This is a genomic window from Marinifilum caeruleilacunae (assembly GCF_013141825.1).
GTDB classification, from domain to species: Bacteria; Bacteroidota; Bacteroidia; order Bacteroidales; family Marinifilaceae; genus Marinifilum; species Marinifilum caeruleilacunae.
This window is the reverse complement of the sequence record NZ_RZNH01000005.1, coordinates 24,843-49,341: the sequence shown is the minus strand read 5'-3', so window position 1 is coordinate 49,341 and position 24,499 is coordinate 24,843. Positions and strand designations below refer to the sequence as shown.

The 24,499-nt window shown below is 37.7% G+C and carries 21 protein-coding genes; 7 read left to right on the top strand and 14 right to left on the bottom strand.

Annotated elements, in window-relative coordinates:
* The first annotated feature begins 28 nt into the window (after positions 1-28).
* The 4 genes from ELS83_RS04870 (at position 29) to ELS83_RS04855 (ending at position 4,427) form a co-directional block, all read left to right on the top strand.
* Complete coding sequence (locus ELS83_RS04870; RefSeq protein WP_171594407.1) at positions 29-955, top strand: ABC transporter ATP-binding protein; 927 nt, start codon at positions 29-31, stop codon at positions 953-955.
* Between the two features lie 27 nt (positions 956-982).
* Entirely contained in the window at positions 983-2,218 is a 1,236-nt protein-coding gene (locus tag ELS83_RS04865; protein ID WP_171594406.1) for an ABC transporter permease, read from the top strand.
* Positions 2,219-2,351: 133 nt separating this feature from the next.
* Positions 2,352-3,023 carry a Crp/Fnr family transcriptional regulator gene (locus ELS83_RS04860; RefSeq protein WP_171594405.1) on the top strand — a complete coding sequence of 224 codons (672 nt, stop codon included), beginning with the start codon at positions 2,352-2,354 and terminating at the stop codon, positions 3,021-3,023.
* A 204-nt stretch (positions 3,024-3,227) separates the two neighbouring features.
* Complete coding sequence (locus ELS83_RS04855) at positions 3,228-4,427, top strand: FprA family A-type flavoprotein (protein ID WP_171594404.1); 1,200 nt, start codon at positions 3,228-3,230, stop codon at positions 4,425-4,427.
* A 72-nt stretch (positions 4,428-4,499) separates the two neighbouring features.
* On the opposite strand, the gene ELS83_RS04850 is transcribed toward ELS83_RS04855, so the two are convergent.
* From ELS83_RS04850 to ELS83_RS04840, 3 genes are all read right to left on the bottom strand, one after another.
* Entirely contained in the window at positions 4,500-5,153 is a 654-nt protein-coding gene (locus ELS83_RS04850; RefSeq protein WP_171594403.1) for a hypothetical protein, read from the bottom strand.
* 10 nt (positions 5,154-5,163) lie between these two features.
* Positions 5,164-5,808, bottom strand: a complete 645-nt coding sequence (locus ELS83_RS04845; RefSeq protein WP_171594402.1) for a hypothetical protein — start codon at positions 5,806-5,808, stop codon at positions 5,164-5,166.
* 141 nt (positions 5,809-5,949) lie between these two features.
* Positions 5,950-7,143: a pyridoxal phosphate-dependent aminotransferase gene (locus tag ELS83_RS04840; RefSeq protein WP_171594401.1), complete on the bottom strand. Its 1,194-nt coding sequence runs from the start codon at positions 7,141-7,143 to the stop codon at positions 5,950-5,952.
* A 176-nt stretch (positions 7,144-7,319) separates the two neighbouring features.
* Here ELS83_RS04840 and ELS83_RS04835 point away from each other — a divergent pair, with 176 nt between their 5' ends.
* Positions 7,320-7,844 carry a DUF7935 family protein gene (locus ELS83_RS04835; RefSeq protein ID WP_171594400.1) on the top strand — a complete coding sequence of 175 codons (525 nt, stop codon included), beginning with the start codon at positions 7,320-7,322 and terminating at the stop codon, positions 7,842-7,844.
* Positions 7,845-7,951: 107 nt separating this feature from the next.
* Complete coding sequence (locus ELS83_RS04830; RefSeq protein WP_216616380.1) at positions 7,952-9,283, top strand: DEAD/DEAH box helicase; 1,332 nt, start codon at positions 7,952-7,954, stop codon at positions 9,281-9,283.
* A 52-nt stretch (positions 9,284-9,335) separates the two neighbouring features.
* Here the strand turns inward: ELS83_RS04830 and ELS83_RS04825 are convergent, their stop codons facing one another.
* From ELS83_RS04825 to htpG, 3 genes are all read right to left on the bottom strand, one after another.
* Positions 9,336-10,247, bottom strand: a complete 912-nt coding sequence (locus tag ELS83_RS04825) for a PLP-dependent cysteine synthase family protein (protein WP_171594399.1) — start codon at positions 10,245-10,247, stop codon at positions 9,336-9,338.
* Positions 10,248-10,279: 32 nt separating this feature from the next.
* Positions 10,280-10,756: a MarR family winged helix-turn-helix transcriptional regulator gene (locus ELS83_RS04820; RefSeq protein ID WP_171594398.1), complete on the bottom strand. Its 477-nt coding sequence runs from the start codon at positions 10,754-10,756 to the stop codon at positions 10,280-10,282.
* 126 nt (positions 10,757-10,882) lie between these two features.
* Positions 10,883-12,934, bottom strand: a complete 2,052-nt coding sequence (gene htpG, locus ELS83_RS04815; RefSeq protein WP_171594397.1) for a molecular chaperone HtpG — start codon at positions 12,932-12,934, stop codon at positions 10,883-10,885.
* A 447-nt stretch (positions 12,935-13,381) separates the two neighbouring features.
* On the opposite strand from htpG, the gene ELS83_RS04810 reads away from it, so the two are divergent.
* Positions 13,382-16,012 carry a DUF5686 and carboxypeptidase regulatory-like domain-containing protein gene (locus ELS83_RS04810; RefSeq protein ID WP_171594396.1) on the top strand — a complete coding sequence of 877 codons (2,631 nt, stop codon included), beginning with the start codon at positions 13,382-13,384 and terminating at the stop codon, positions 16,010-16,012.
* 115 nt (positions 16,013-16,127) lie between these two features.
* Here the strand turns inward: ELS83_RS04810 and ELS83_RS04805 are convergent, their stop codons facing one another.
* The 8 genes from ELS83_RS04805 to ELS83_RS04770 form a co-directional block, all read right to left on the bottom strand.
* Positions 16,128-17,390 (bottom strand): M28 family metallopeptidase, encoded by a 1,263-nt coding sequence (locus ELS83_RS04805; protein WP_171594395.1) that lies wholly within the window; start codon positions 17,388-17,390, stop codon positions 16,128-16,130.
* A 54-nt stretch (positions 17,391-17,444) separates the two neighbouring features.
* The gene (locus ELS83_RS04800; protein WP_171594394.1) at positions 17,445-18,491 is read right to left on the bottom strand and encodes a WD40/YVTN/BNR-like repeat-containing protein; all 1,047 of its coding nucleotides are present in this window, start codon (positions 18,489-18,491) and stop codon (positions 17,445-17,447) included.
* An 81-nt stretch (positions 18,492-18,572) separates the two neighbouring features.
* Positions 18,573-20,531 carry a dipeptidyl-peptidase 3 family protein gene (locus ELS83_RS04795; protein WP_171594393.1) on the bottom strand — a complete coding sequence of 653 codons (1,959 nt, stop codon included), beginning with the start codon at positions 20,529-20,531 and terminating at the stop codon, positions 18,573-18,575.
* A gap of 2 nt (positions 20,532-20,533) precedes the next feature.
* The gene (locus ELS83_RS04790) at positions 20,534-21,331 is read right to left on the bottom strand and encodes a hypothetical protein (protein WP_171594392.1); all 798 of its coding nucleotides are present in this window, start codon (positions 21,329-21,331) and stop codon (positions 20,534-20,536) included.
* Position 21,332: 1 nt separating this feature from the next.
* Positions 21,333-22,526 (bottom strand): aspartate aminotransferase family protein, encoded by a 1,194-nt coding sequence (locus ELS83_RS04785; protein WP_216616379.1) that lies wholly within the window; start codon positions 22,524-22,526, stop codon positions 21,333-21,335.
* 52 nt (positions 22,527-22,578) lie between these two features.
* Positions 22,579-23,286, bottom strand: coding sequence for a LytR/AlgR family response regulator transcription factor (locus ELS83_RS04780; protein WP_171594391.1), 708 nt, complete (start codon positions 23,284-23,286; stop codon positions 22,579-22,581).
* 157 nt (positions 23,287-23,443) lie between these two features.
* A complete protein-coding gene (locus ELS83_RS04775; protein ID WP_171594390.1) occupies positions 23,444-24,133 on the bottom strand; it encodes a TrmH family RNA methyltransferase in 690 nt (229 codons plus the stop codon).
* 71 nt (positions 24,134-24,204) lie between these two features.
* A complete protein-coding gene (locus tag ELS83_RS04770; RefSeq protein ID WP_054717818.1) occupies positions 24,205-24,477 on the bottom strand; it encodes an HU family DNA-binding protein in 273 nt (90 codons plus the stop codon).
* Between the last annotated feature and the right edge of the window lie 22 nt (positions 24,478-24,499).

Sequence of the window (24,499 nt, the reverse complement as noted above, 5' to 3'; positions counted from 1 at the left end):
AGTTTTTCATAAACCATACACAACCGATATGCTTCTTGCAAAAAACCTCACAAAATCATACAAAGAGCTTACAGCGCTTTCCGATGTAAATTTATCAATTGAAAAAGGAGAATTATATGGTATGCTGGGCCCCAATGGCGCTGGTAAAACAACGACCATTAGCATACTAAGTTCACTGTTAAAACCCGATAATGGTGAAATTTTCTACGAAGGCAAAAACCTATATCAAAATCTTGCTGAGTGTAAAAAACTGATCGGCGTTGTGCCACAGGAAATCGCATTATACGATGATTTATCTGCTACGGAGAATCTTAAATTTTGGGGAACTTTATATGGAATTAAAGGTAAAAACCTGCAAAAAAAGAGCGATGAATTGTTGGAATTCTTAGGGCTTGCCGATAGAAAAAACCACAAAATAAAAACCTACTCTGGCGGTATGAAACGAAGAATTAATATTGCCGCCGCCTTGCTGCACGATCCTAAAATAGTCTTTATGGATGAACCGACTGTAGGCATCGATCCGCAAAGTAGAAACTTAATTTTTGAGGTAATTGAAGAACTGCATTCCCGTGGACTGACCATGATTTATACCACACATTATATGGAAGAAGCAGAACGCTTGTGCGACAGAATTGGAATTATTGATGAAGGAAAAATTATTGCAGAAGGAAGCTTGGATGAGCTAAAAACCAACTCTTCTATTAAAGAAGAAATTCATTTGAAATATTCCAATCCCAATAAAAATAAGTTAGATCAACTGACTGATCGCTACAAAGGCCAACTTCTTTTGAATGAAGATCATTTGATTCTGTCATCATCGCAGGCCAATGCCGAGTTGCCCGAGTTAATTCAGCTCTGTTCTAAATCGGAACTTCTGCTCGATAAGGTAGATATCAGAAGCTTGAGTTTGGAAAGCATCTTTCTGGAGTTAACAGGCAAATCATTGCGCGACTAATTTTAATTCAACCCAAAACCAAAGAACATGTTTACAATCGCATTAAAAGATATCAAGCAATATTTCAAAGATAAAACTGCGGTATTTTTATCGCTATTGCTCCCAATTGCTTTAATTACCATTTTCGCATTGATGTATGGTGGAATTGGAAAATCAGAAAAATCGAAAGCCATTAACCTGCTATTTACCGATGAAGACAAGACTGAGCTTTCGAATGAGGTTTTCACCACATTAGATGCCGAAGAAGGGCTAAAACTGGAAGCTAAAAGCTTTGCTGAAGCCGAAAGCCTGATTAAAAAAGGGAAAAGAACAGCTGTACTGGTCCTGTACAAAGGATTCCAGGACTCAGTTGAGGCAGGTAATAAAATCCCAATGGAATTGTTCTACGATGAAGCCAAAGAGATCGAAATGGGTTTATTGCAACAAGCTTTGTGGTCAAACCTTTTCGGAATTACCATGCAAAAAGGCATTAAAGGAAAGGTGAATACCTGGATCAAAGAAAAAAATCCAGACCTTTCTAATTCTGAAATCGAAGACATTCAGTCGCAGGTGGCTGAACAGTTTGATGGGTTCAGCAATTCGAACGAGCAATCGGAAATTGAGGAAAACTCTGAACTTCCTATGACGGCCTTGGTTGGAGAGAAAAAGGATGGCAACCTCGGATTGGTACAAGCCATTGCGGGTATCGCTATTATGATGTTGCTCTTTAGTGTATCGGCCAGTGGAGCTTCCTTATTAAAAGAAAAAGAAGATGGTACATTCCGACGTTTATTAATCGCACCGGTGAGACCTTCGGGAATTTTATATGGCAAAATGTTATCTACCCTGTTTATGGCTGTCTTGCAATTAACTGTAATGTTTCTTTATTCCTGGTTGGTTTTAGGGTTGGATATTTTTATCAATCTACCAGCACTTATTCTCATGATTCTTTGCGCAGCAATTGCCTGTTCAAGTTTTGGAATATTTATGGCCTCGATATGCAAAAGCAGAAAACAGGTAGAGAGTTTATCAACCCTTATTATTCTTGTGATATCGGCCATTGGAGGAAGTATGATGCCATTGTTTTTTATGCCTGCTATCATGAAAAAACTGGCGGTAGTTTCGGTCAATTATTGGGCCATGGAAGGCTTCTTTGATATTTTCTGGAGGCAATTGCCTCTCATCGATATTCTGCCTAAAATGTTAATTCTTCTCGGAATTGGAGCAGTACTTACCATCATATCGGTAATCAGTTTCAAACGAAATTTATTAAAGATGGTATAGACAAAATAGGGAGATTGCATAGTTCAATCTCCCTATTTACTTTCAGGCAATAAAAAGACAAAAGCCTCTTTTATTTTTTGAAGATTAAGAGGAAACCCGTATCATTGAGAAAATATTAACTGAAAACAACAAAATGCTATTTGAACAGCTCTCTCAATCACCTGTATTTAGAGGCATTTCTCCATCAGAAATGGAATCTCTCTTACAGGATGCTCAGTATAAAATTAAGAAATACTCAAAAGGTGATATGGTGGCCTTTCGTGAAGATCGTTGTGAACATTTAATGATTGTAATGAAAGGAAGTGTGAAAGGAGAAATGCTTGACCCTTCGGGTAAGAGCATTAAAATTGAGGATATTATGGCTCCCTATCCCATTGCCTCTGCCTTTTTATTTGGACAAAGAAATCAGTTTCCGGTAAACGTTACAGCAAATGAGGATGTGGAAATCTTCTCTTTGGCAAAAGAATCTGTGGTCGATTTGTTTCAAAAGAACAAGGTGTTCCTGATCAATTATCTGAACCTGATTTCAAATCGAAGTCAGTTCCTGGCCAACAAACTCATGTTCCTGAATTTTAAAACCATTAAAGGAAAATTGGCGAACTACATTTTAAAACTTGCTGCTCCGGATAAGGTTCAGGTTACTTTGCCCAAATCACAATCGGAGATGGCTCAGTTTTTCGGGGTAACCCGACCTTCCTTTGCCCGCAGCTTGAAAGAGATGGAACAAGAAGGTTTAATTGAAACACATCGAAGAGAAATTAAAATCCTGAATAGACAACAACTTATCAGACTTCTACAACAATAGGTCATTTTTATTTCAATAACATGTAGTTTTCTGATTTCAGAAAAAAATTAATTCTTAATTTTGTGCCCTGAAAACAAGGCTTCTCTTTATTTGTTTTTATATCAGGAGAAAAGCCACGCTTTCAACTTTTTGATTTTCGGAACAATACGATTTTCAAAAAGATTTTAAAGTCTGAAAATGCAAAATATTTCAAAACAATAAGAAATGCACAATAAGAACAACATTACTGAGAAGATTTATTGGGTAGGAACAAATGACCGTAGAACCCACATTTTTGAGAACTACTGGCCATTGCCAAAGGGTGTTGCTTATAACTCATATGTAATTGTAGATGAGAAGGTAGCCATTGTTGATACTGTTGAAAAAGGAACCATGGACGAGTACCTTGACAATATTGAGGAAGTACTTGATGGCCGTAAAGCTGATTACCTAATTGTTAATCACATGGAACCTGATCATTCTGGTTCTATCCGTTCCCTGGTTGAGCGCTATCCTGAAATGAAAATTGTTGGTAACAAAAAAACTTTCCCAATGTTGGAGCGTTTTTATGGCGTAAAAGACAATTTGATGGAAGTAAGAGAAGGCGACAGCATTGATTTGGGAGAGCACAAACTAAACTTCTATATGGTTCCGATGTTACACTGGCCAGAAACTATGGTAACATTCGAATCGAACAACGGAATCTTATTCTCGGGTGATGCCTTTGGTGCTTTTGGTACGCTTGACGGTGGTATTTTCGATGATGAACTGGATTTGGATTACCTGGAAGAAGAAATTAGCCGTTACTATTCAAATATTGTTGGAAAATATGGTCGTCCAACTCAAAATGCATTGAAAAAATTAGGTGGTCTTGAGATCAAAATGATCTGTGCAACTCACGGTCCGATCTGGAGAACTCATATTGCTGATATTGTTGCCAAATACGACAAGTGGAGTCAGTACAAAACCGACGAAGGTTGTGTAATTGTTTACTCTTCGATGTATGGTAATACCGAAAAAATGGCAGATAATATTGCTCGCCATTTGGTAAAGAAAGGAATCAAAAAAATCCGTATTCACGATTCTTCTAAAACTCACCCTTCTTACATCATTAATGATATCTTCAGATTCCGTGGTGTAATTTTAGGTAGCTGTGCATACAATGGCGATGTGTTCCCAACCATGGAAACATTAATCAACGAATTAGAGCACATGGGCGTTAAAGATCATGTTCTTGGTGTATTCGGATCTAAATCGTGGGGAGGCGGTGGCCTGAAGCGATTGAACAAATTTGCTGAAAACATCAAATGGGAAACCATCGAAGTTACTCCTGAAGCATTGTGTGCTCCTGGACAAGAAGATTTCGACCAATGTGAAGCTTTAGCCGATGGTATGGCCAAACGCTTAAAAGAATTGTATTCGTAATCACAAGCGATAACAGATATAAGAACTCCTCCAACTTTGGGGGAGTTTTTTTATGCCACAATGCAAGTGAGATTAAAACTGTGGCTGAAAAATGAAGCCAACCTGTCCCCTTACCGAATTGTAATTATCAGATATATCAAAGCTTGAACTCAGTTCAACAAACATGTGTTTTCTTAGCTTAAAACGAACTCCTGCTGTTGGTACAAACCAGGCATTATAGTTTAGAACCCTGTCTTTTTTGTAATCCCTGTTATGGTAATGATATCGGTCATCATCATCGTAGTCATAATCGAAAATTTCATTCACAATGGATAATAAATCGGTTCCAATACCTATAAATGGTTGCACCTCTCCTCTGGTTATATACCATTTCATATGCACAAGCCATAGGAATTGTTTCTGAGTGAAGTCTACATCAGCAGCCTTATCTTCATCTAATATCTGATCCCAAAACTTAAGGTTAAATTCTGTTCCGCCATAAAACTTACTGTTGTTCCACCCGAAGTTTAAACTGTACACATGCCCAGCCTGTGCAATTTTAGAAGCCGAACCAACGGTCCAGTTGGGTCCTGCATGAAAACCAATTTCAAACTCGGTGATTAAATCAAGATCTACTTTTGCTTTACTTTTGGGTTTAGAGTATTGGTAATAGTTCTCCTGCGATTTTGCTGGAATTGAAAATATTGCTAAGAAAATCAGTAATAAGACAGTTTTTGTAGAAATCATATGCATAAAATTAAAATACCAGGCCAAGCTGTAAACGTGTATAACTGTAGTTTCCGGATAAGTCGGCACTCAAACCAACATTGCCACTTACATCCTTCCCCATTTTCCATCTTATCCCAAAACTCGGAACAAACCAGGCATTGTAATTTTTAGGTTCATCATCGTAGCTTGAATAATATCCATCATCCTCTTCTTCATTGGCAGTTAGGATTGATTCACCAAAACTTATAAGGTCGGTACCACAACCAATATAAGGCTGCACATCACCTTCCCCTAAAAAGAGTTTGGTTTGAACCAACCACAAAAAATTAGTTTCGTTAAAGTTCAATTCCTTGGCCTCGGGAACATCCTGGTAGTTTTTCCAACTGGTAATGCTTAATTCGGTGCCGAAATATACATTGCCATTATTGGCTCCCAGGTGCATGCTAAACGAATTTCCTTTTTTGGCAAAATCCTTAGTATGGCCCGATGTCCATGCAGGACCATAGTGAAATCCTACTTCAAAATTGTCACTTTTAGATACCTCTCTTGTGGTTTTCAGATCGATTTTATCGCTTTCCTTAGGTCTATCATAAGAATGATAAACATTTTGTGCACTTAACAAATTACATGTCAGTAAGACAAGAATTAAGCCTGATAAGTTTTTGATTTTCATGATTGTCGTTTATAAGTAAACCTATTCACTCATGCTTTTCCCTACCTATCATTTTATTTTTTATGATTTTTTAACAATTGATTATTGACACAAAAAAAGCCAGTACAAAATGTACTGGCTTCATCATATATGCTTAAGATCTTATTTCAATTTCTCAATCGCCGATTTAATTCTGCGAATTGCCTCTGCCATTTGTTCTTCGCTGGTTGCATAAGATAAACGCAAACATTCAGGAGCACCAAAGGCTTCACCAGTTACGGTTGCAACATTTGCCGATTCCAACAAATACAAACTTAAATCTGTTGCATTATTAATGCATACACTTCCGTTCGATTTTCCAAACAGTTGGCTCACCTGCGGAAACAGGTAGAAAGCGCCCTTAGGTTCACGAATCTCGAAGCCAGGTACTTCTTTTAGCTGTGCAAGAGCCAAATCTCTTCTCTTTTTAAAGGCTGTTCTCATGGATACAACACTCGACTGATCTCCATCAAGAGCAGCTACCGAAGCCATTTGTGCAATAGACGAAGCGCCTGAAGTCATCTGACCCTGTAGTTTACCACATGCCTTTGCAATCCATAATGGAGCTGCAATATAGCCTATTCTCCATCCTGTCATGGCGTATCCTTTCGAAACACCATTGATCACAACAACACGGTCTTTCATATCGGTAAACTGTGCCATACTTTCGTGGGCTCCCACATAATTGATGTGTTCGTAAATTTCATCAGACATGATTACAATATCCGGATACTTTGCAAAAACATCAGCCAGGGCACGTAGTTCTTCTTTCGAGTACAAACTTCCTGTCGGATTACTTGGCGAGCTAAACAAGAATGCCTTTGTCTTAGGAGTAATCGCCTTTTCCAATTGCTCAGGAGTGATTTTAAAATCCTGCTCAATACTGGTTGGAATATAAATGCTTGTTCCTTCGGCAAGTTTTACAATTTCGCTGTAGCTTACCCAAAATGGCGATGGGATGATTACCTCATCTCCTTTGTTCACAATGCTCATCATAGCATTGGCAATTGACTGTTTCGCTCCGTTTGAAACTACAATCTGATCTGCCGTGTAATCTAAATCGTTCTCACGTTTTAGCTTATTTACAACAGCCTGACGCAACTCAAGAAATCCTGGAACCGGTGAATAATGTGAATAATTATCATCGATTGCTTGCTGTGCAGCTTTCTTGATGTGATCAGGGGTGTCAAAATCAGGTTCACCAACACTCAGGTTAATCACATCGATTCCCTGAGCTTTCATTTCTCTACTTTTCTGTGACATTGCCAGCGTTGGAGACAATTCCATTGCTGCAATACGGTCCGAAACTTTCAACATTCTAAATTTAATTTAGGGATTTAAAAATTTGGTTAATACTTTTGTTAAAAAAAATGTCCCCCCTGCAAACAAATACAGTGGTTTTTCATGCATTTGTTTACAGCATGTAAAGATACTGTTTTTAAACATATAGGACATGTAATAAAATCGAATTTTTAACATTAAAGCCCAAAAAAATGACAGGTGTTCTGGAAATAGTAAAATACATTTTACCATCGCTAGTGGTTTTTGCAACTGCTTACTTTGTAATTAAAGCTTTTTTTAGAAAAGATGATCAAAAAAGAAAACAGGAGTTATTTCTGAACAATCAGAAGGAAATTACCCCAATTCGATTGCAAGCTTACGAACGCTTGATCATTTTCCTGGAGCGCATACATCCTGAATCATTAATCGTTAGGGAAAATGTAGCTGGCATGAGCAACCAGCAGTTGCAACAAAAATTAATCGCTGCCATCAGAACTGAATTCGAACACAACTTATCTCAACAAGTATATGTTACTGCCAAGCTATGGAAAGAGATAAAAGCGGCTAAAGAAAGCATTCTGCAATTGATCAATTCTGAAGGTTCGCAATTGCTACCCGACGATTCTTCTCTAGGCTTGAGCAAAGCAGTTATCGAATCGCACATGCAGATTCAAAATCCTCAAATAGAAAAAACAATTTCTCTCTTGAAAGAAGAAGTTGGTAGCATTTGGAACTAAGCTGTTCTTTACCAGTTCGTGTGACTAAACGTACATTTACTAAAGAACAAATACTCTCATTCACTAAAAAATCCCTATTTTTGCGGAACTTTTTAAAAAATTGAGCAATGATTTCATTTGACGATATCAAATTAAGCAAGCAAATCAGAATGGCTTTGGATGAAGCCGGATTTGAAAAACCTACTGAAATTCAACATCAGGTATTCGCTCCTGTTCGTTCGGGAAAAGATATTATTGGTATTGCACAAACAGGTACAGGAAAGACTCTGGCTTATTTGATGCCGATATTGATGAAATTGAATTATGCCAAAGGAATGGATCCCCGTGCATTAATTGTGGTGCCAACCCGAGAATTGGTTTTACAGGTTTGTGAAACCATCGAGTTGTTAACGCCTTACATGGACATTCGTGCATTGGGCATTTATGGTGGTGTAAATATCAATACACAAAAAGAAAAAGTGTATGAAGGTGTTGACATTTTGGTAGCTACACCGGGTCGTTTAATGGATATTTACATGACTCGTGTGTTGAAAATGACCTTGGTAAAAACTTTGGTAATTGATGAAGCAGACAAGATGATGGATCTTGGTTTTATGCCTCAGCTGAATGCCATTTTCGATATATTGCCTGAAAAACATCAAAACCTGTTGTTCTCGGCAACTTTTTCGGATACAGTTGCAAAAATGTCGGACGATTTCTTGTTCCTGCCAGAAAGAGTTGAAGTTGCACCTCAGGCTACAACTGTAAAAAACATTCACCAGGTTCAATATCGTGTTCCAAACATTTTAAGTAAGGTAAACCTCTTAAAATACCTTTTGGAAGACAAAGAGGAATTTAACAAGGTGATGGTGTTTACCGAAACCAAAAAGAATGCCGACAGAATTGTTGACAGGCTTGAAGATTTCCTGGGCGAGGAGTTGAGTGTTATCCACTCAAACAAAGCTCAGAATACCCGTATTAATGCTTTGAATGCTTTTAAAGAAGGAAGAGCAAGGGTAATGGTATCGTCGGATGTTGCCGCTCGTGGTATCGATATTGAAGATGTGAGTCATGTAATCAACTTCGACATCCCGACCAACTACGTGGAGTATGTTCACCGTGTGGGTAGAACCGGACGGGCCGAAAAAGAAGGTACGGCAATTAGTTTTGTAAATGAGGGTGAAGAGGAATTAATGGAAAAGATTGAGGAGCTGATCCGCAAACCTGTTTCATTGGAATCGGTACCAATGGATGTTGAAATTACCTCCCAACTCCTGGAAGATGAAAAGAAACAAACCCGCAATATCAAGGTAAAAAATACGGTAAGAAGAGATACAGGTGCTTTCCATCAGAAAAAAGCCAAAAACATGAAAACACCTTCGGGTTCGAAAGGCCGATTGAAACAATTGGAAGCTCAAAAAAGAAATCAAAAGAAGAGAAATAAATACAAGAAGAAATAAGCTTAGGAAAGCCGACTACTGTTTTGTTAGTCGGCTTTTTTATTGGAATTTATTACTTATACAAATCGCCATTTAGGTATCTAAGACCGGAATCAATAATTACAGTAACTATCTTTTTACCGGGACCCAGTTCTTTTGCCCTTTGCAGTGCAGCCCAAACATTAGCTCCCGAGGTTACCCCTCCAAAAATGCCTTCTTTTTTTGCCAGTTCGTTGGCTATTCGGTAGGCATCTTCATCCTTCACCGGGATCACTTCATCAATCAAGTCTTTTCGCAGAATGGTAGGAACAAAAGACAAACCGATTCCTTCCAAACGGTGTTTCCCACTGGTATCGCCTCCCGATATGTTTCTAACGTAAAAAGGTTCAACGGCAATGGTTCGCAAAGTCGGGATCTGCTCTTTTAAAACTTCCGAATTCCCCGAAATACAGCCTCCACCACCTGCGGCCATTACAAATTCATCGATATCGCTTCCCAGCTCTTGAATCATTTCTTTTGCCATGCCATGATATCCCAATTTGTTGTCGATGTTGTTTACCTGGTCGGGCCAGAAAGTATTGGGTTCGTTTATCAGCTCCTTGGCCCTTGCAATCATTTGGTTGATAACATCAGCGGTAAGAATTCCATTTTCGGCATGTATAATTTCTACAGTAGCTCCAAAAGCTCGCATGGTTTGAAGTTTTTCTTCCGAAAATCCGTTCGACGAAACAAAGTGAGCCTTGTAACCTCTCATTGCACAAACCATGGCCAAAGAACTGCCGGTGCTTCCCCCGGTATATTCTACTACTCTGCCGCCTGGTTTTAAGTCCCCGCGCTTTTCGGCACCATTAATCATCGAAAGAGCCATACGGTCTTTCATGCTTCCTGTGGGATTTGCTGCTTCGTATTTCACGTAAATATCTGCACAGTCCTTATCTACAATATTTTGCAGTTTTACCAGGGGTGTATTTCCTATCAAACTCATTATTTAAATATTTTGGGTTTTGATTTTATTCTTTATAAATGTTCCAGTGCTCTCTGTTGAAAGCTTTTCTCTTTTAGCTTGTCTTCAAAATCAGAAAGATTATTAAGAAAATCTGTATTGGATTGTAATATGTCCCGAATTGAACTCTGGCCTGCATTCCACACTTTCTCAAATTTGGGAAGTTCTAGCTTGGCCTTATCCGAAAGCTGAATCATTTTCTTTCGATTGTCTTTCTCATCCCTTACCGAAATAAGATAGCCCTTTTGAATCATTTTATTCAACATTTTGGTTGCAGCAGCCTGCGATAGTTGAAGCAAATCTGCAATTTCGGACATGGTGCTGCTCTCCTGTTTTTTCAACAACAGGATAACCAAATGCCAGCTTGGTTCTATATCCAAATCTTTTTGCTGATACAAGTCTTTAATGCTGTAGCTCAGGTTATCACTTAACCTTTTTAGGCGAGCGGTAACACCCAAAAATTCCAATTCTTTTAAAAAATCTCTCTCCATAATATTTACTTAACTGGTTAAGCAAATATATCATTTTTTACTTAACCAGTTAAGTTTATTTTGATTTTTATGCACAAAAAAAGCCGAACATGACTGTCCGGCTTTCATTTTATATGATGAATTTGATTATTTAATCATCTGAACGCTACGTTTCACAAATTTAGCAAGTTCCTCTCCTTTTAGCATGTTATTGGCCAAAAGTGCAAGGTCGATCAATTGTTTTACCAACTGGTTGTCTTTACCAAACTCCTGTAGTAAGCCTTCTTTTTCGGCATTCACTTCAGTTATTTGCTTCTGAATATCAGCCATTTTATCTTTTTCTTCCTGAGGAACTTCTTCTTCTTTTTTGTCTTTCTTCAAAGCTTCCAAAGCATCTCTTTCTTCAAAAAGTGGAGTTAGTTTTGTCGAAACCTCTGACAATTTATCGTTTAGCTTCGCGTCTTTGTCTTTTAAGATGGTTGCCACCAATTCGTGATCGGTATTTACCACCAGGTTATACGAATCCGGCATTTCGCCATAGAATCCCATTCCTGCATTCATAGCAGCCATATCTTTCATACGACGCATGAACTCGGCCTGCGTAATCATTAATGGCTGTGCTTCCTCTCCTAACGATTCGAAAGTCACCATATAATTCACACCTTCGGTTGGCAACTGGGAGTTGAAAACAGGAATTAAATCTGTTTTTTCTTCTTCCGATAATTTCGATTCTTTCACTTCATCCTTCTGGATCAACTTGTCAACCACATCAGAATCTACACGAACGTATTTCTTGTTGGTTTCTTTTTGTTCCAGGTGATTGATAATGTGGTTATCCAACTGGCTATCCATCAACAATACATCATACCCTTTTGCTTTGGCAGCCTCAACATAAGAGAACTGGGCATCCATATCGGTTGCGTAAAGGTTAATAATGTTGTTGTCTTTATCTGTTTGATTCTCCTTAATGATTGCTTCGTACTCTTCCAAAGTGAAATACTTTCCTTCAGTATTTTTGATCAAGAAGAATTTTTTAGCTCTGTCGAAGAATTTCTCTTCTGTTAACATTCCGTATTCAACGAACATGCGAAGATCATCCCACTTGCTTTCAAATTCAGTACGATCTTTCTTGAAGATATCCATTAAGCTGTCAGCCACTTTTTTGGTAATGTGATTCGAAATTTTCTTCACATTTCCATCAGACTGAAGGTAAGAACGAGAAACGTTCAATGGAATATCCGGTGAATCGATAACACCGTGCAGTAAGGTCAAGAATTCAGGTACAATTCCTTCTACCGAATCGGTTACGAAAACCTGGTTACAGTACAATTGGATTTTGTTTTTCTGAATCTCTACGCTGTTTTTAATTTTTGGGAAGTAAAGAATACCTGTTAGGTTGAAAGGGTAATCAACATTCAGGTGAATATGGAACAATGGATCTTCACCCATTGGGTACAGCTGACGATAGAAATCACCATAATCTTCTTCTTTCAAATCAGCTGGTTTCTTAGTCCATGCAGGATTAGTATCATTAATTACATTGTCTTCGTCGGTCTGCTCTTCCTTGCCATCTTTCCATTCCTTCTTTTTACCGAAAGCAATCTCGATAGGCAAGAATTTACAGTACTTGTTCAACAATTCCTGTAAGCGGCTTTCTTCCAAAAAGTCTTTCTCCTCTTCCGAAATGTGCATTACAATGTCGGTACCTCTTTCTGCCTTTTCAACCTCTTCCAAAGTATATTCAGGATTTCCTTCGCAGCTCCATTTTACAGCTTTTGCACCTTCTTTGTGAGAAAGGGTTACAATATCTACCTTATCGGATACCATAAATGAAGAATAGAAACCTAATCCGAAGTGACCAATAATTGCATTTGCCTGATCCTTGTATTTGTCAAGAAACTCTTCGGCTCCCGAAAAAGCAATTTGGTTGATATATTTTTCAATTTCTTCCTGGGTCATCCCAATACCCTTATCCGAAATGGTAATGGTTTTGGCTTCTTTATCCACGTTCACACGAACAGTCAGGTCACCTAATTCCCCTTTGAATTCGCCAGTTGAAGATAAGGTTTTCAACTTTTGCGTTGCATCTACTGCATTCGATACAATCTCTCTCAAAAAGATATCGTGATCTGAGTACAAAAATTTCTTAATAATTGGAAACAGATCGTTACTGGTAACACCAATTTTTCCTGTTGACATATTTATATTGTTTTTAAAGATTAATTTTCAATTTCACGATTCCTTTTAGTCAAAGCCTATGCCAATACTGCATTTATGACATTAAGACAGGAAAGGTGAAAAAAGTGCAGAAAATTGTCAGTTTATCTGTTTAAAACATGCAAAAAATTCATTTTGTAACCTTACAAATATTCAAGTCGATTAGAAATTACACCCTCTACTATTCATGCTTCTGCAAAAAACAAGTTGGAGTGGTATTTCTCGCTGTTTGCATCATTATTTTTTCCTGAAAATCAGACGGAGTCACCTTGTTAAAAAAACATAAAACTTCTTAAACGGTTTAATAAAAAATAAGGCTTTTCATAAATTCACGCCGCACAACACACTGCATATTGTTCACAACACAACAATTAATGTGTAACTAAATTCAATACAAAGCCGTCACACTTTTATTAAACAAAACCAAACATGACAAAATTCTACACCTTTATTCTCTTATTCCTGGTTTCCTTATCGGGATATTCTCAACAAATCAGCGGGAAAATTACCGATCTGGAAGGTAAACCCATTCCATTTGCCAATATCTATATTCAAGAATTGGCTACAGGTACAACCTCTAATGTTGATGGTGAATACCATATGGATCTGGCAAAAGGATCATGGAACCTACATTACCGTTATCTTGGATATCAGACCAAAGCAGTAGTGGTTGAAATGACTGAAAATGACCTGACAATGGATGTGGCCCTTGCGCCACAAACCTATCAGTTAAAAGAGGTAAAAGTATTGGCCAGTGGCGAAGATCCAGCCTACTACGTAATGCGTAAAGCCATTGCTATGGGCGATTACTACACAAAACAGGTTAGCCAGTACAACAATATGGTTTACCTGAAAGGTTCGGGCAAAGTAACCAGCGTTCCACGATTACTAAAAAAGCAACTGGCTAAGGAAGGCATTACACCCAACAAGACTTTCGTAACCGAAAATATTTCAAAAATTCATTTCGAATTGCCAGATAAAGTGAAAGAGGAAGTGATTTCAATTCGTTCATCGGGATTGGGTGAGCAAGCTGATCCCATGCAGTTTATCACTGCCAATTTATACAATACAAAAGATGAAGGATTCATCTCTCCTCTAGACAAAACAGCTTTTGCCGTATACCGTTTCGAACTGGAATCTGTTTTTGAGGACCAGGGACGCATGATCAACAAAATTAAGGTTACTCCAAAAAGAAAAGGGAAAGATTTATTTAGAGGTTACTTAAATATTGCGGAGAACTACTGGAACATTCACTCTGCCGATTTAAAACTTAATCTTCCCATGACCGATGTTCATATGCACCAGCTTTATGCACCTGTTAAAGAGGAAGTCTGGATGCCCGTAAGTTTCGATTTCCACATCAAATTTAAAGGCATGGGCTTTGGTTTGGAAGGAATGTATGTAGCCTCGATTAAGGATTATGAGATTACTTTAAACCCAGATTTGGACCATGATTATTTGAAAAAACTTGATATTTCGAAAAAACAGGAAGAAGCCCAGGTGGCAGGTTTGGGAAAGCAAGAATCAAAAATTCTATCGGCGAAAGAACAGAAACGCAAGGTTGAAATTCAGAATTTGCTGGAGAAAGACGATATGAACAATTCCGATATGCGAAAACTGGCCCGCCTGATGGAGAAAGACACCGAAAAACCGAAAAAGGAGAAAGTAAAAGAGCCCTTAGAGATTAAGATTGAGAAGGTAAAAATGGCAAAGGATGCAAAAGACAAAGATTCCTTGTACTGGGCCGAAATGAGACCAATTCCACTTTCGGAAGATGAAAAAATCAGTTTTGAGAAGAAAGATTCCATCGAAATTGTAAGAAATAGTCCTGAATACAAGGACTCTGTAAGAATTGCCAACAGAAAATTTAAATTCAAGCACATTCTTTTTGGAAAAACTTATAGCTACAAAGAGTCGAATTCACGTTTATCAACCCCGGGCTTGTTAAGTTTGGATAAAATATCATATAACACCGTTCAGGGATTTACCTTCGCAGCTCCTTTTTCGTATACCAAAAGCGATACACTTGGCCATTATTTTAACATGAACTCCGAATTAAAGTATGCCTTTTCGCGCGAACATCTCGATTTTATTTTGGGCGGTGTTTATCGTTACAATGGATTAAAACGTTCCTACCTGGGTTTTAAATTGGGCAGCAAGGCTGTAGACTTTAACGAACAAACTGGGATTGATCCGTTGCTAAATGCAATAAGTTCGTTACACTTTAAGGACAATTACATGAAATTGTATGATAAGAATTTTGTAAGCCTTTGGCACAATACCGATATCGCAAATGGCTTACGCTTATCTACTGCTTTAGAATATGCCAATCGAAAACAATTGTTCAATACCAATTCTTTTTACATTACCGATCCTGACGATAAAGACTATACTTCAAATATCCCTGAAGGGGTTGATCCTTTACTGGTTCAGGATAGCAAAAGTGTGAGTTTTGCTGCTTCGTTGGAGTTCACTCCTCGCCACAGGTACTTTATTCAGAAAGGTGTAAAGCGAATGACTTACTTTCACCAGCAACCAACCTTTGCAATTAAGTACAAACAAGGATTTAAGGATGTTCTTGACTCTGATGCGGATTATTCTTTACTGCAGTTTTCGGTAAAACAGGAGATTGAAACCGGTTTTAACGATCGTTTATCCTACATTGTTAAAGCTGGAACATTTCTGAAAAAAGACAAGATGCACTTTTCTGATTTCAAGCATTTCAACACCAGTAAACCCACAGTAATGTTGGATGGCGGACTAAGTACATTCAGATTATTGGATTACTACCAGCATTCTACCAATGAAGATTATCTGGAAGCACATGCTCAATTTGAATCGGATCGTTTTTTATTGAAACGTCTGCCTGTTTTGAATAATTCTCTTGCCATTCAGGAAAGACTATTTGTGAACTACCTAAGTCATAAAAACAAGAAAAACTACTGGGAAGTTGGCTACGGATTATCTCAAATTTTCCTAATGTTGGATGTTGAGGTAGTTTGGAGCTTCGATGGGAAACACCATCGGGATACAGGAGTAAAATTGAAATTTAATTTTTAATCCTGAATTTCAATTAAAAAATATCTAGCAATATAAAACCCCTTAAGCGTAAAAGTCTAAGGGGTTTTATTCTATATATGAATTGATATTCTCACCTGAAATCAGTATTCAAAACTTATTTCATCTCCGCGTAATCTCTTACCAATTTAAAGATCCCTTCAAATTGTTTGTAAGATAATTTGTCGGCGGTATCCGTAGTTTCATGATAATCGGCATTATCACTGTGGGTATAGAAAAACACTGCTTTCACACCTTTATCGTGAAATGGAGCATGATCGGAAGAAGAAGATTCTCCTGTTCCAAACATCTTGAATACATAGTCTTTTTCCTTATTAATGGCATGAAATTTATCCATCTCTTTAGGAACCATATTTCCATTGATCACAAATATTCCTTTTTCTCCTGTAGCTACCATATCGAAATTAAGAACCATTTTTGTTTGTTCTAAAGGAAATATCGGGTTCGCCACATAATGTCTTGATCCTAACAAGCCAGCTTCTTCGGCACTAAATAGTGCAAAAACCAAGGTATAGTGAGGTTTCTTCTTTTTTGCTTTGAAATATTTTGCCAAATTCATCACCATGGCAACACCACTTGCATTATCGTTGGCTCCCGGATACATACTGTCGCCATAATAGCCCAAATGATCGTAGTGAGCGGTAAACATGATACAAGTATCTGTCTGTCCAGGAATATAACCCACCAGGTTTTGTGTTTTATAATCTTCAATAAACTTGCTTTCAATATCGTACTGAATGGTTTTTACCTCAGGACTAATCACATCTGTTTTAACCAGTAAGGTGGTAAAATCAACAAGTTTGTTCTTTGCAGAATATTTTAATTTTCCATTGATCAGAACCATACCTTTTGCATCAAATACATTCTTTTTCATCATGGCCTGGGCAAAATTATACAGCTCCGGATTATTCAGTCCAGTTGAATCGATGGCTAAAAAAGAGTTGGAATGATCTTTCTTCATGAAGGTACCAAGCGCATAAGAATTGGTTAAAATATCCTTGGTAATCCAGGTCAATTTAGCTTCTCCTTTTCCTGGCTTTGCATTTGGATTCACAACATATTCGCTAGCTGGTTGTAATTCCTTTCCATCCAGAGATAAACTGGTATTTTTTGCAAAAGTATTCACCGAAATCGAGTATGGCTGATAATAATTCTCAGTCATGCCCTTTAGCTTTATACTTTTCATTTCGTTCGATAAGTATGCTGCAGCAATACTATCACCTTTATTCACATATCCACGTCCGTGAAATTCTTTCGAGCTTAATTTTTCTACCAGTTTTTTGGTATAATCCATATCTTGCGCAACGCTTGTAAACGAAACCAACAAGCCGAACATACCAATCATTACTTTTCTTTTCATTATATTCTGTTTTGATCGTTTTTTCAAATTCAATAAGCGCCTGGATTTTGGCTCTTACAATTCTTTATTTTTTAGGTGAAACTTCACAACTAATCCCTGGTCTCCAGCCAAAAAACCTGTTTTACTCTTTGCATCATAATCCATCGTATGAAAAGCTCTTTTATCGATTTCTTTCCAATTCTCTCCATTATCTCTAGAAATGGCCGTTCCACTTGGTCCGGTAGCAATCCATACATTCTTTTCAAGCTGGTGAACACATTCTTTAAAAGCAACACTTTCTTCTCCATCTGCCAGTTTCCAGGACTTGCCTGAATCTGTCGATAGAATCACATTGCCTTTGCATTCGTTTATTTCTTTGTAGTTGCCACCCACACAAACTGCTCTGTTCTTGTCATCAATAAAAAATGAATAGATCCCTTCGGTTGAAGTACCTTGAATAATAGGAGTTTCGAAAACTTCCCAATTCTGACCTTTGTCTGCAGAATAAAAAATTCGAGAATGCATTCCTCCTGTAGCGATCCACACTTCACCAACGCCACGCGTAACAATTCCTGTACCGCTGGCAGCAAAGGCATATTCTCCCTCTTTCAAATCAGGAATAAATTGAGGTTTTAATCTATCCCAGCTTTCACCAGCATTCTCAGTAATCAGAATGTATGGTTTAGAATCAATGGCATCACTGGTGAGAATTCCATTTTGCTCATCCCAAAAATCAATTCCATTGTAAAATGCTTTTTCAAATGTATTTTGATGGCTTAAACTCCAGCTTTCTCCCCCATTTTTTGTGACATAAATTCTAGAGTCCAATCCATTCCCACAACTCATAAGCACAACATGGTCTTTTGAGAATACATGCAAATCGCGAAAGTCCAATTTTTCAGCTCCTGGCACAACAGCTTTCTTCCATTCTTTGCCACCATTATTGGTGAAGCAGTAATTGCCATGAGTTCCTCCCAGCCAGATGCATGAATCATTGAATACATGTATCGCTCTGAAAGTTGATGTCGAAGGAATATTTTGGTCTTGAAATTCAATGGAATAGTCTTGTGCGATGCCTTGTAAGTTCAGCACCAATAGAAGAAAGGTCAGGATTTTTTTCATAGATCATAAAATTACAAAAAAAAGAGGTCTTTTCGACCTCAATTTTGTTATCTATTTCCTAATATTTAGTTAAAGCACAGCTTAATTTACATTTGGCAGGAATGAGTACTTTTCACTGTAATGTAACATCTGCTCTGCGAAACTCATTGGATACGAAATTTCAACATCTATAATTTCGTCATTTTCAACTAGCGGATGGTAATCCGGGTTAATAAAACCTGCATAAGCAGCCAATTTCAGTTTCTCGAACCGCTCTTTTACTTCTTTATGCAGATCAGCATCCACTTTTACAGCGTAATCTTCCACCAATGCTTTACCAGCTTCAAAATCTCCTTCCGATTTGATGCGTTGTACTTCGCCAAGCAATTCACCAAACAGCGCTCTCAGTTTTTGATAGTCTTTCACTACAAAGAAAGTTTTGTTTTCATTCACCACCTTCTCTATTGCATCTTCTCCTCTTTCGAACACCCATTTGGCAATCAACTGTCGGTTTCGCATGTGCGACTCTTCAATGTCTTTGCCCAATTCAATTCGGGTCAGTTGGGTCATTAATCCGTTTCTGATGTATCCGTCATACTCTGCTTTGGCAACATCCAAATTAGGCATTAATCCAATCTCTACCATTTTAGGATCCATCATATAGTACAAGGCAAACAAATCAGCCCTGGCCTCTTCCAAAGTAGAATGATAATTTTTTAAAGCATCCATTCCTACTCCTGCCAGTAATTGCCCTGAACCATGTCCCAAACATTCGTGCAAATCGGTATGCAAATTTCCTCCCAGGTATCCATGTTCTTTTGCCCTTGTTATTTCTTCTTTGCTATATGCAAACTCTTCCAACATGCCACTTTTAAGCGACGATTGATGATAAGCATGAGTAATATTATCGATGGTAACCGATTTACTTCCATGCTCTTTACGAATCCATTCAGCATTTGGAAGATTGATACCAATTGGTGTTGCCGGATGACAATCGCCACCAAGCATGGCAACGGTAATTACTTTTGCACTTACACCTTTTACCTCATCCTTTTTAAATCTATCGTCAACAGGTGAATTGTCTTCGAACCATTGCGCATAATCAGAAATGATTTCCGTACGTTTGGTTGCTTCAATATCTTTAAAATTTACCACCGATTCCCAACTAGCCTTAAAGGCAAGTGCATCACCGTAAACCTCAATAAATCCGTTTACAACATCAACATGGGCATCCAAATCCTTCACCCAAAGTATTGAATATTCATCGAAGGTTTTTAAATCTCCTGTTTTATAGAATTCCACGAGTTTAATGAGCGATTCTTTTTGCAGATCGCTATCTGCTACAGCAATGGCCTTTTCTAGCCAGAACACAACTTTTTCAATTGCTGAGGAGTACATCCCACCAATCTTCCAAACCTTTTCACATAAGCTTCCATTCTCTTTAACCAGTTTGGAATTTAATCCAATCGACAATGGTCGTTCAGGATCTCCCTTATCAGCATTTGAATAAAAATCTTCTACCTCTTGCTGGTTCACTCCTTCGTAATAGTTGTTTGCCGAGTCGGCAATCAAATCCATATCAGGATTTAAGACCACTCGTTTTGCTTCAATATCCTCTTCAAAAATGACTGGCAGCAATGTGTTCATCAAACTTACAACATCCTCTCCCGGCTCTAATGGCAACAATTCCGGATCGGTATTTGCCAACATTTCACCAAAAAATTCCTCATCAAATTCAGGCATAAACTTATCCATCGAATAATGGTGATGAATTCCATTAGAGAACCATACTCTTTTGGTATAGACCAAAAACTTTGCAAAGTCTTCCGATTTTCGATCTCCATCATATGATTTCATGATGGCTTCCAATGTTCGCCTGATTCTAAGATTATACTTATTGTTCTGATCGAACAGGATATCGCGCCCACATCTTGCTGCTTCTGCCAAAAAGTAGATTAACTTCTTTTGTTGTAGACTAAGCTGCTCAAAATTAGGAACCTGGTATCGCAAAATTTTTACATCAGCAAATTGTTCCGTTTGATATATAAATGAATCACTCATAATTACTTGTTTCTTACGTCTATATTTTCTTCCAACACCCAAATTCCTTTTTGCAACAGTAAAGCATCGTGGGTAAAATCTGGACCATAATATTCAAACTGATTTTGGTATTTTGGTGAAGATGGTGCCAAATGATCGAATACCAGTCTTTTGTCTTTTTCCTGGTAATCGATGCTCATTCTTGCCTGTTTGGCATATTCAAAAATTACCCTGTTCAACATTTTACCTCGCCACGAAATAACTGGTTTCCCAAAAACGATTCCCGATTTTTCGAAAGCAAGAACCTCAATAATTTTCTTATTGCTGGATACATTGTTACCATCCCAGGCCAACAACAGATAGCTTGAGTTTCCCTTCGATTTAAAGGGAATAATTTTATAGTACAAGGCTCCAGGCCAGTTTTCGGCAGGGTATGATGAAAACATATTGGCAGTTGTCCTATCTTGCAGTGCCTTCACTTTTAGGTCAGATCGATCCTTATACTGGATCAGTCCATAATATTTATATGAACCATCAGAGAGAACACAGTTCCAATTGTAAATTCTAAATTTTCCATCGGGTGAGCTAATTTTACCCATATGCTTAAGTTTGGCAAATGGATATTCAAAACTCCCCTCTTGAGACAAAGCATTGATCATTTCACGTTCAATGCCTTTATTAATTAGAATTTTCGTGGAGTCCGATTCTGCTTCAAGCAAAGCATCGAAACGAGCATATATTTTGTTTTCAGATTCGCTCAACTGGGCATATGAACCGATCACAAAACTCAATAGCAAATATAATGTGCAGGCAATTTTCATATTACTGGTTTACCTTATCCATAGCTTGAATTAATAATTTTGAAGCATGATGAATCTCTTCGTCCGTAATGTTCAATGGTGGTGCAATTCGATAGGCATCATCGCAGAAAAGAAAGGCATCCATCACCACTCCCAGTTCATGGGCTTCTTTCATAATTTCAAGCATGATTTCTTTTGATTCCACTACTACGGCCACAAATAGTCCTAACTGACGGAAACCTTTTACCAAAGGATGATCTTTCAAAAGATCAACAAATAGTTCTCCTTTTCGCTGAACATCATCTATGAGATTTTCCTCAAGTAATACTTCCAAAGCTGCTTTAGCTGCTGCACAGCAAACCGGGTGCCCTCCAAAAGTGGTAATGTGCCCTAACATTGGATTAGTCTTGAACGAATCCAGTATTTTTTTATCGGAGATAAAGGCTCCAACTGGCATTCCTCCACCCATTGCTTTGGCAAGGCATAAAATATCAGGTACGACATCGAAATGTTCAAAAGCGAATAATTTTCCGGTTCGGCCAAAACCCATCTGAACCTCATCGAAAATAAGCAAAGCACCTTTTTCTGTACAACGGGCTCTCAATGCCTGAATGTATTCTTTCGAAGGAATAATCATTCCCCCTTCCGATTGGATAGGCTCTAAAATTACACAAGCTGTACGCTCGGTAATCTGCTCCAAATCCAAGTCATTTCCGAATTCAATCATTCTAACATCTGGCAACAATGGACGAAAAGCGTTTTTCATTTCCTCGTCGCACAAAACGCTTAATGCGCCATGTGTACTTCCATGATAAGCCCTGGTAAAATGAATGATTTCAGATCTTCCGGTATATCTTTTAGCTAGTTTAAGAGCTCCTTCGTTCGCCTCGCTACCCGAGTTTACGAAGTATACCGAATTTAAATTTTCAGGAAGATTGTCGGCAAGCAATTTGGCAAGCTGAACCTGTGGACTTTCGATAAATTCGCCATACACCATTAAGTGCATGTATTTATCAACCTGGTCTTTTATGGCTTGACGCACCTTTGGGTGACCATGTCCAAGGTTACTAACAGAAACGCCCGAAACGAGGTCCAAATAAGGCTTCCCGTCCGGGTCGTACATATATATTCCTTCTGCTCTTTCTATTTCCAAGGAAATTGGAAAATCAGAAGTTGTAGCAACATGCTGTTGAAATAATTGTCTATTGGTAATCATATGCAGAATTTTTATTGAATACAAAATTCACAAAAATCCTGCTAAAAGAAAACTATCGGGTCATTAAATTGATATCTCCCATTAATTTATCGCGATATGATTTTCCAATTGGAATAGACTTTGGTCCTCCATCGGTCTCAATTACTACCGAATTGTCCTCAATCATTTCAATTTTACTAAGATTTACTATGTAAGAGCGATGAATTCTTGAGAATCGTGCCGCTGGCATTTTTTCCTCAATCGCCTTCATGGTAAAGTGAATCGTATATTTTTCCTGGTAAGTATTTACAACCACATAATTTTCAAGGGCTTCAATCCACAAAATATCGTCATAATTTAGTCTAACAAGCGATGAGTTACTCTTGATAAAGATCTCATTCTTATCCTGTATAAACCCTTCGCTGTTTTTATAACGTTTATTTGCCTTGTTAACAGCTTTAAAGAAACGGCTGTAACTAATTGGTTTTAGTAAATAATCAGTAACATCGTATTCGAATGCCTCCAAAGCATATTGCTCTTTCGATGAAATAATAATAATCTGAGGTGTTGTGTTCAAACTATTTAGGAATTCCATACCGCTCATTTCCGGCATTTCAATATCCAAAAATATCAAATCAACGGGTTCGTTCTTTTTGATATTATTAATTGCATCGATTGCACTTGGATAAGATGCTCCCAAAGTCAGGAAATCTGTTCTTTCAATATAGCTCTCTACAACTTTTCTAGAAAGCTTATCATCATCTATTACAACACAATTCATATAGTGGTCTTATTTTAATGTCAGGTATAAGCGAATAAATTTTCTTTATCTACTGTAATAATGTCTTCATCAAAAATAATAATCTTTTTACCATTTCCGAAATATTTAATGAAAATATTAATCAGCCATTAATTTGCTCAAAATTTAAGCTTTATTTTCATTCTATTTTCCATCGTTTATGCTGTTCACTCAGCAAGATATCTCCTTTTTTAACCGATTTTTTTAGCCATTCCAACTTCAATTCCATTTTTTCTTGTTCTGTAAGCTGCCAGTTTACCTTTGTTCTTCTTATATCGGTTGCCAGGTGATTTAATACAAGAGCCGCCGATACCGAAATGTTAAAGCTTTCGGTGAAGCCATACATGGGTATTTTCACAAATTCATCGGCGTGTTCCATTACTACATCAGACAAACCGGTAAGCTCTGTTCCAAAAAAGAAGGCTGCTTTTCCTTTGGACAGATCAAAATCTGGCAAAAGAACATCATTTGTGTGGGGAGTGGTTGCAACAATTCGATATCCTTTCTCTTTTAGGCTCTTTATTGTATCCAGGGTGTTATCCTCTGTTTCGTTGTAACGGTGCAAATCCACCCATTTGGATGCTCCCATTACCACATCAGGGTTGAGCGTATACTCATTGGTGTTTTCAATTACATGTAAATCCTGAATCCCGAAACAATCGCAAGAACGAATCACAGCACTCGCATTCTGAGGTTGAAAAATATTCTCTAAAACCACAGTGATATATCGGGTTCGGTCAGCTATATTTTTATCAATCAGATTAATTCTGTTCTCTGTTGTAAAATCTTCTAAAAATTGAATTGATCGTTGAAGTAATTCCTTATCCATTTGTAAAAATTATGGTATAAAAAAAGGAGGTATATAATTACCCCCCTAATTTCATCTGACTTACAATATATTTATTGTACTGAGTCTGCTAATTCTGAACCAGCCTTAAATTTAATAACCTTTTTTGCAGGAATATTGATTGGCTTACCAGTTTGTGGGTTTCTACCAGTTCTAGCGTCACGCTTAGATACAGAGAATGAACCGAATCCAACAAGAGCTACTCTATCATCGCCTTTTAATGCTTCAGTAGTAGTTTCAATAAAAGCGTCTAATGCTTTTTTAGAATCAGCTTTAGTTAAACCAGCCTTGCTAGCAATTGCATCAATTAATTGAGCTTTGTTCATAACTTTATAAAATTTTAGGGTT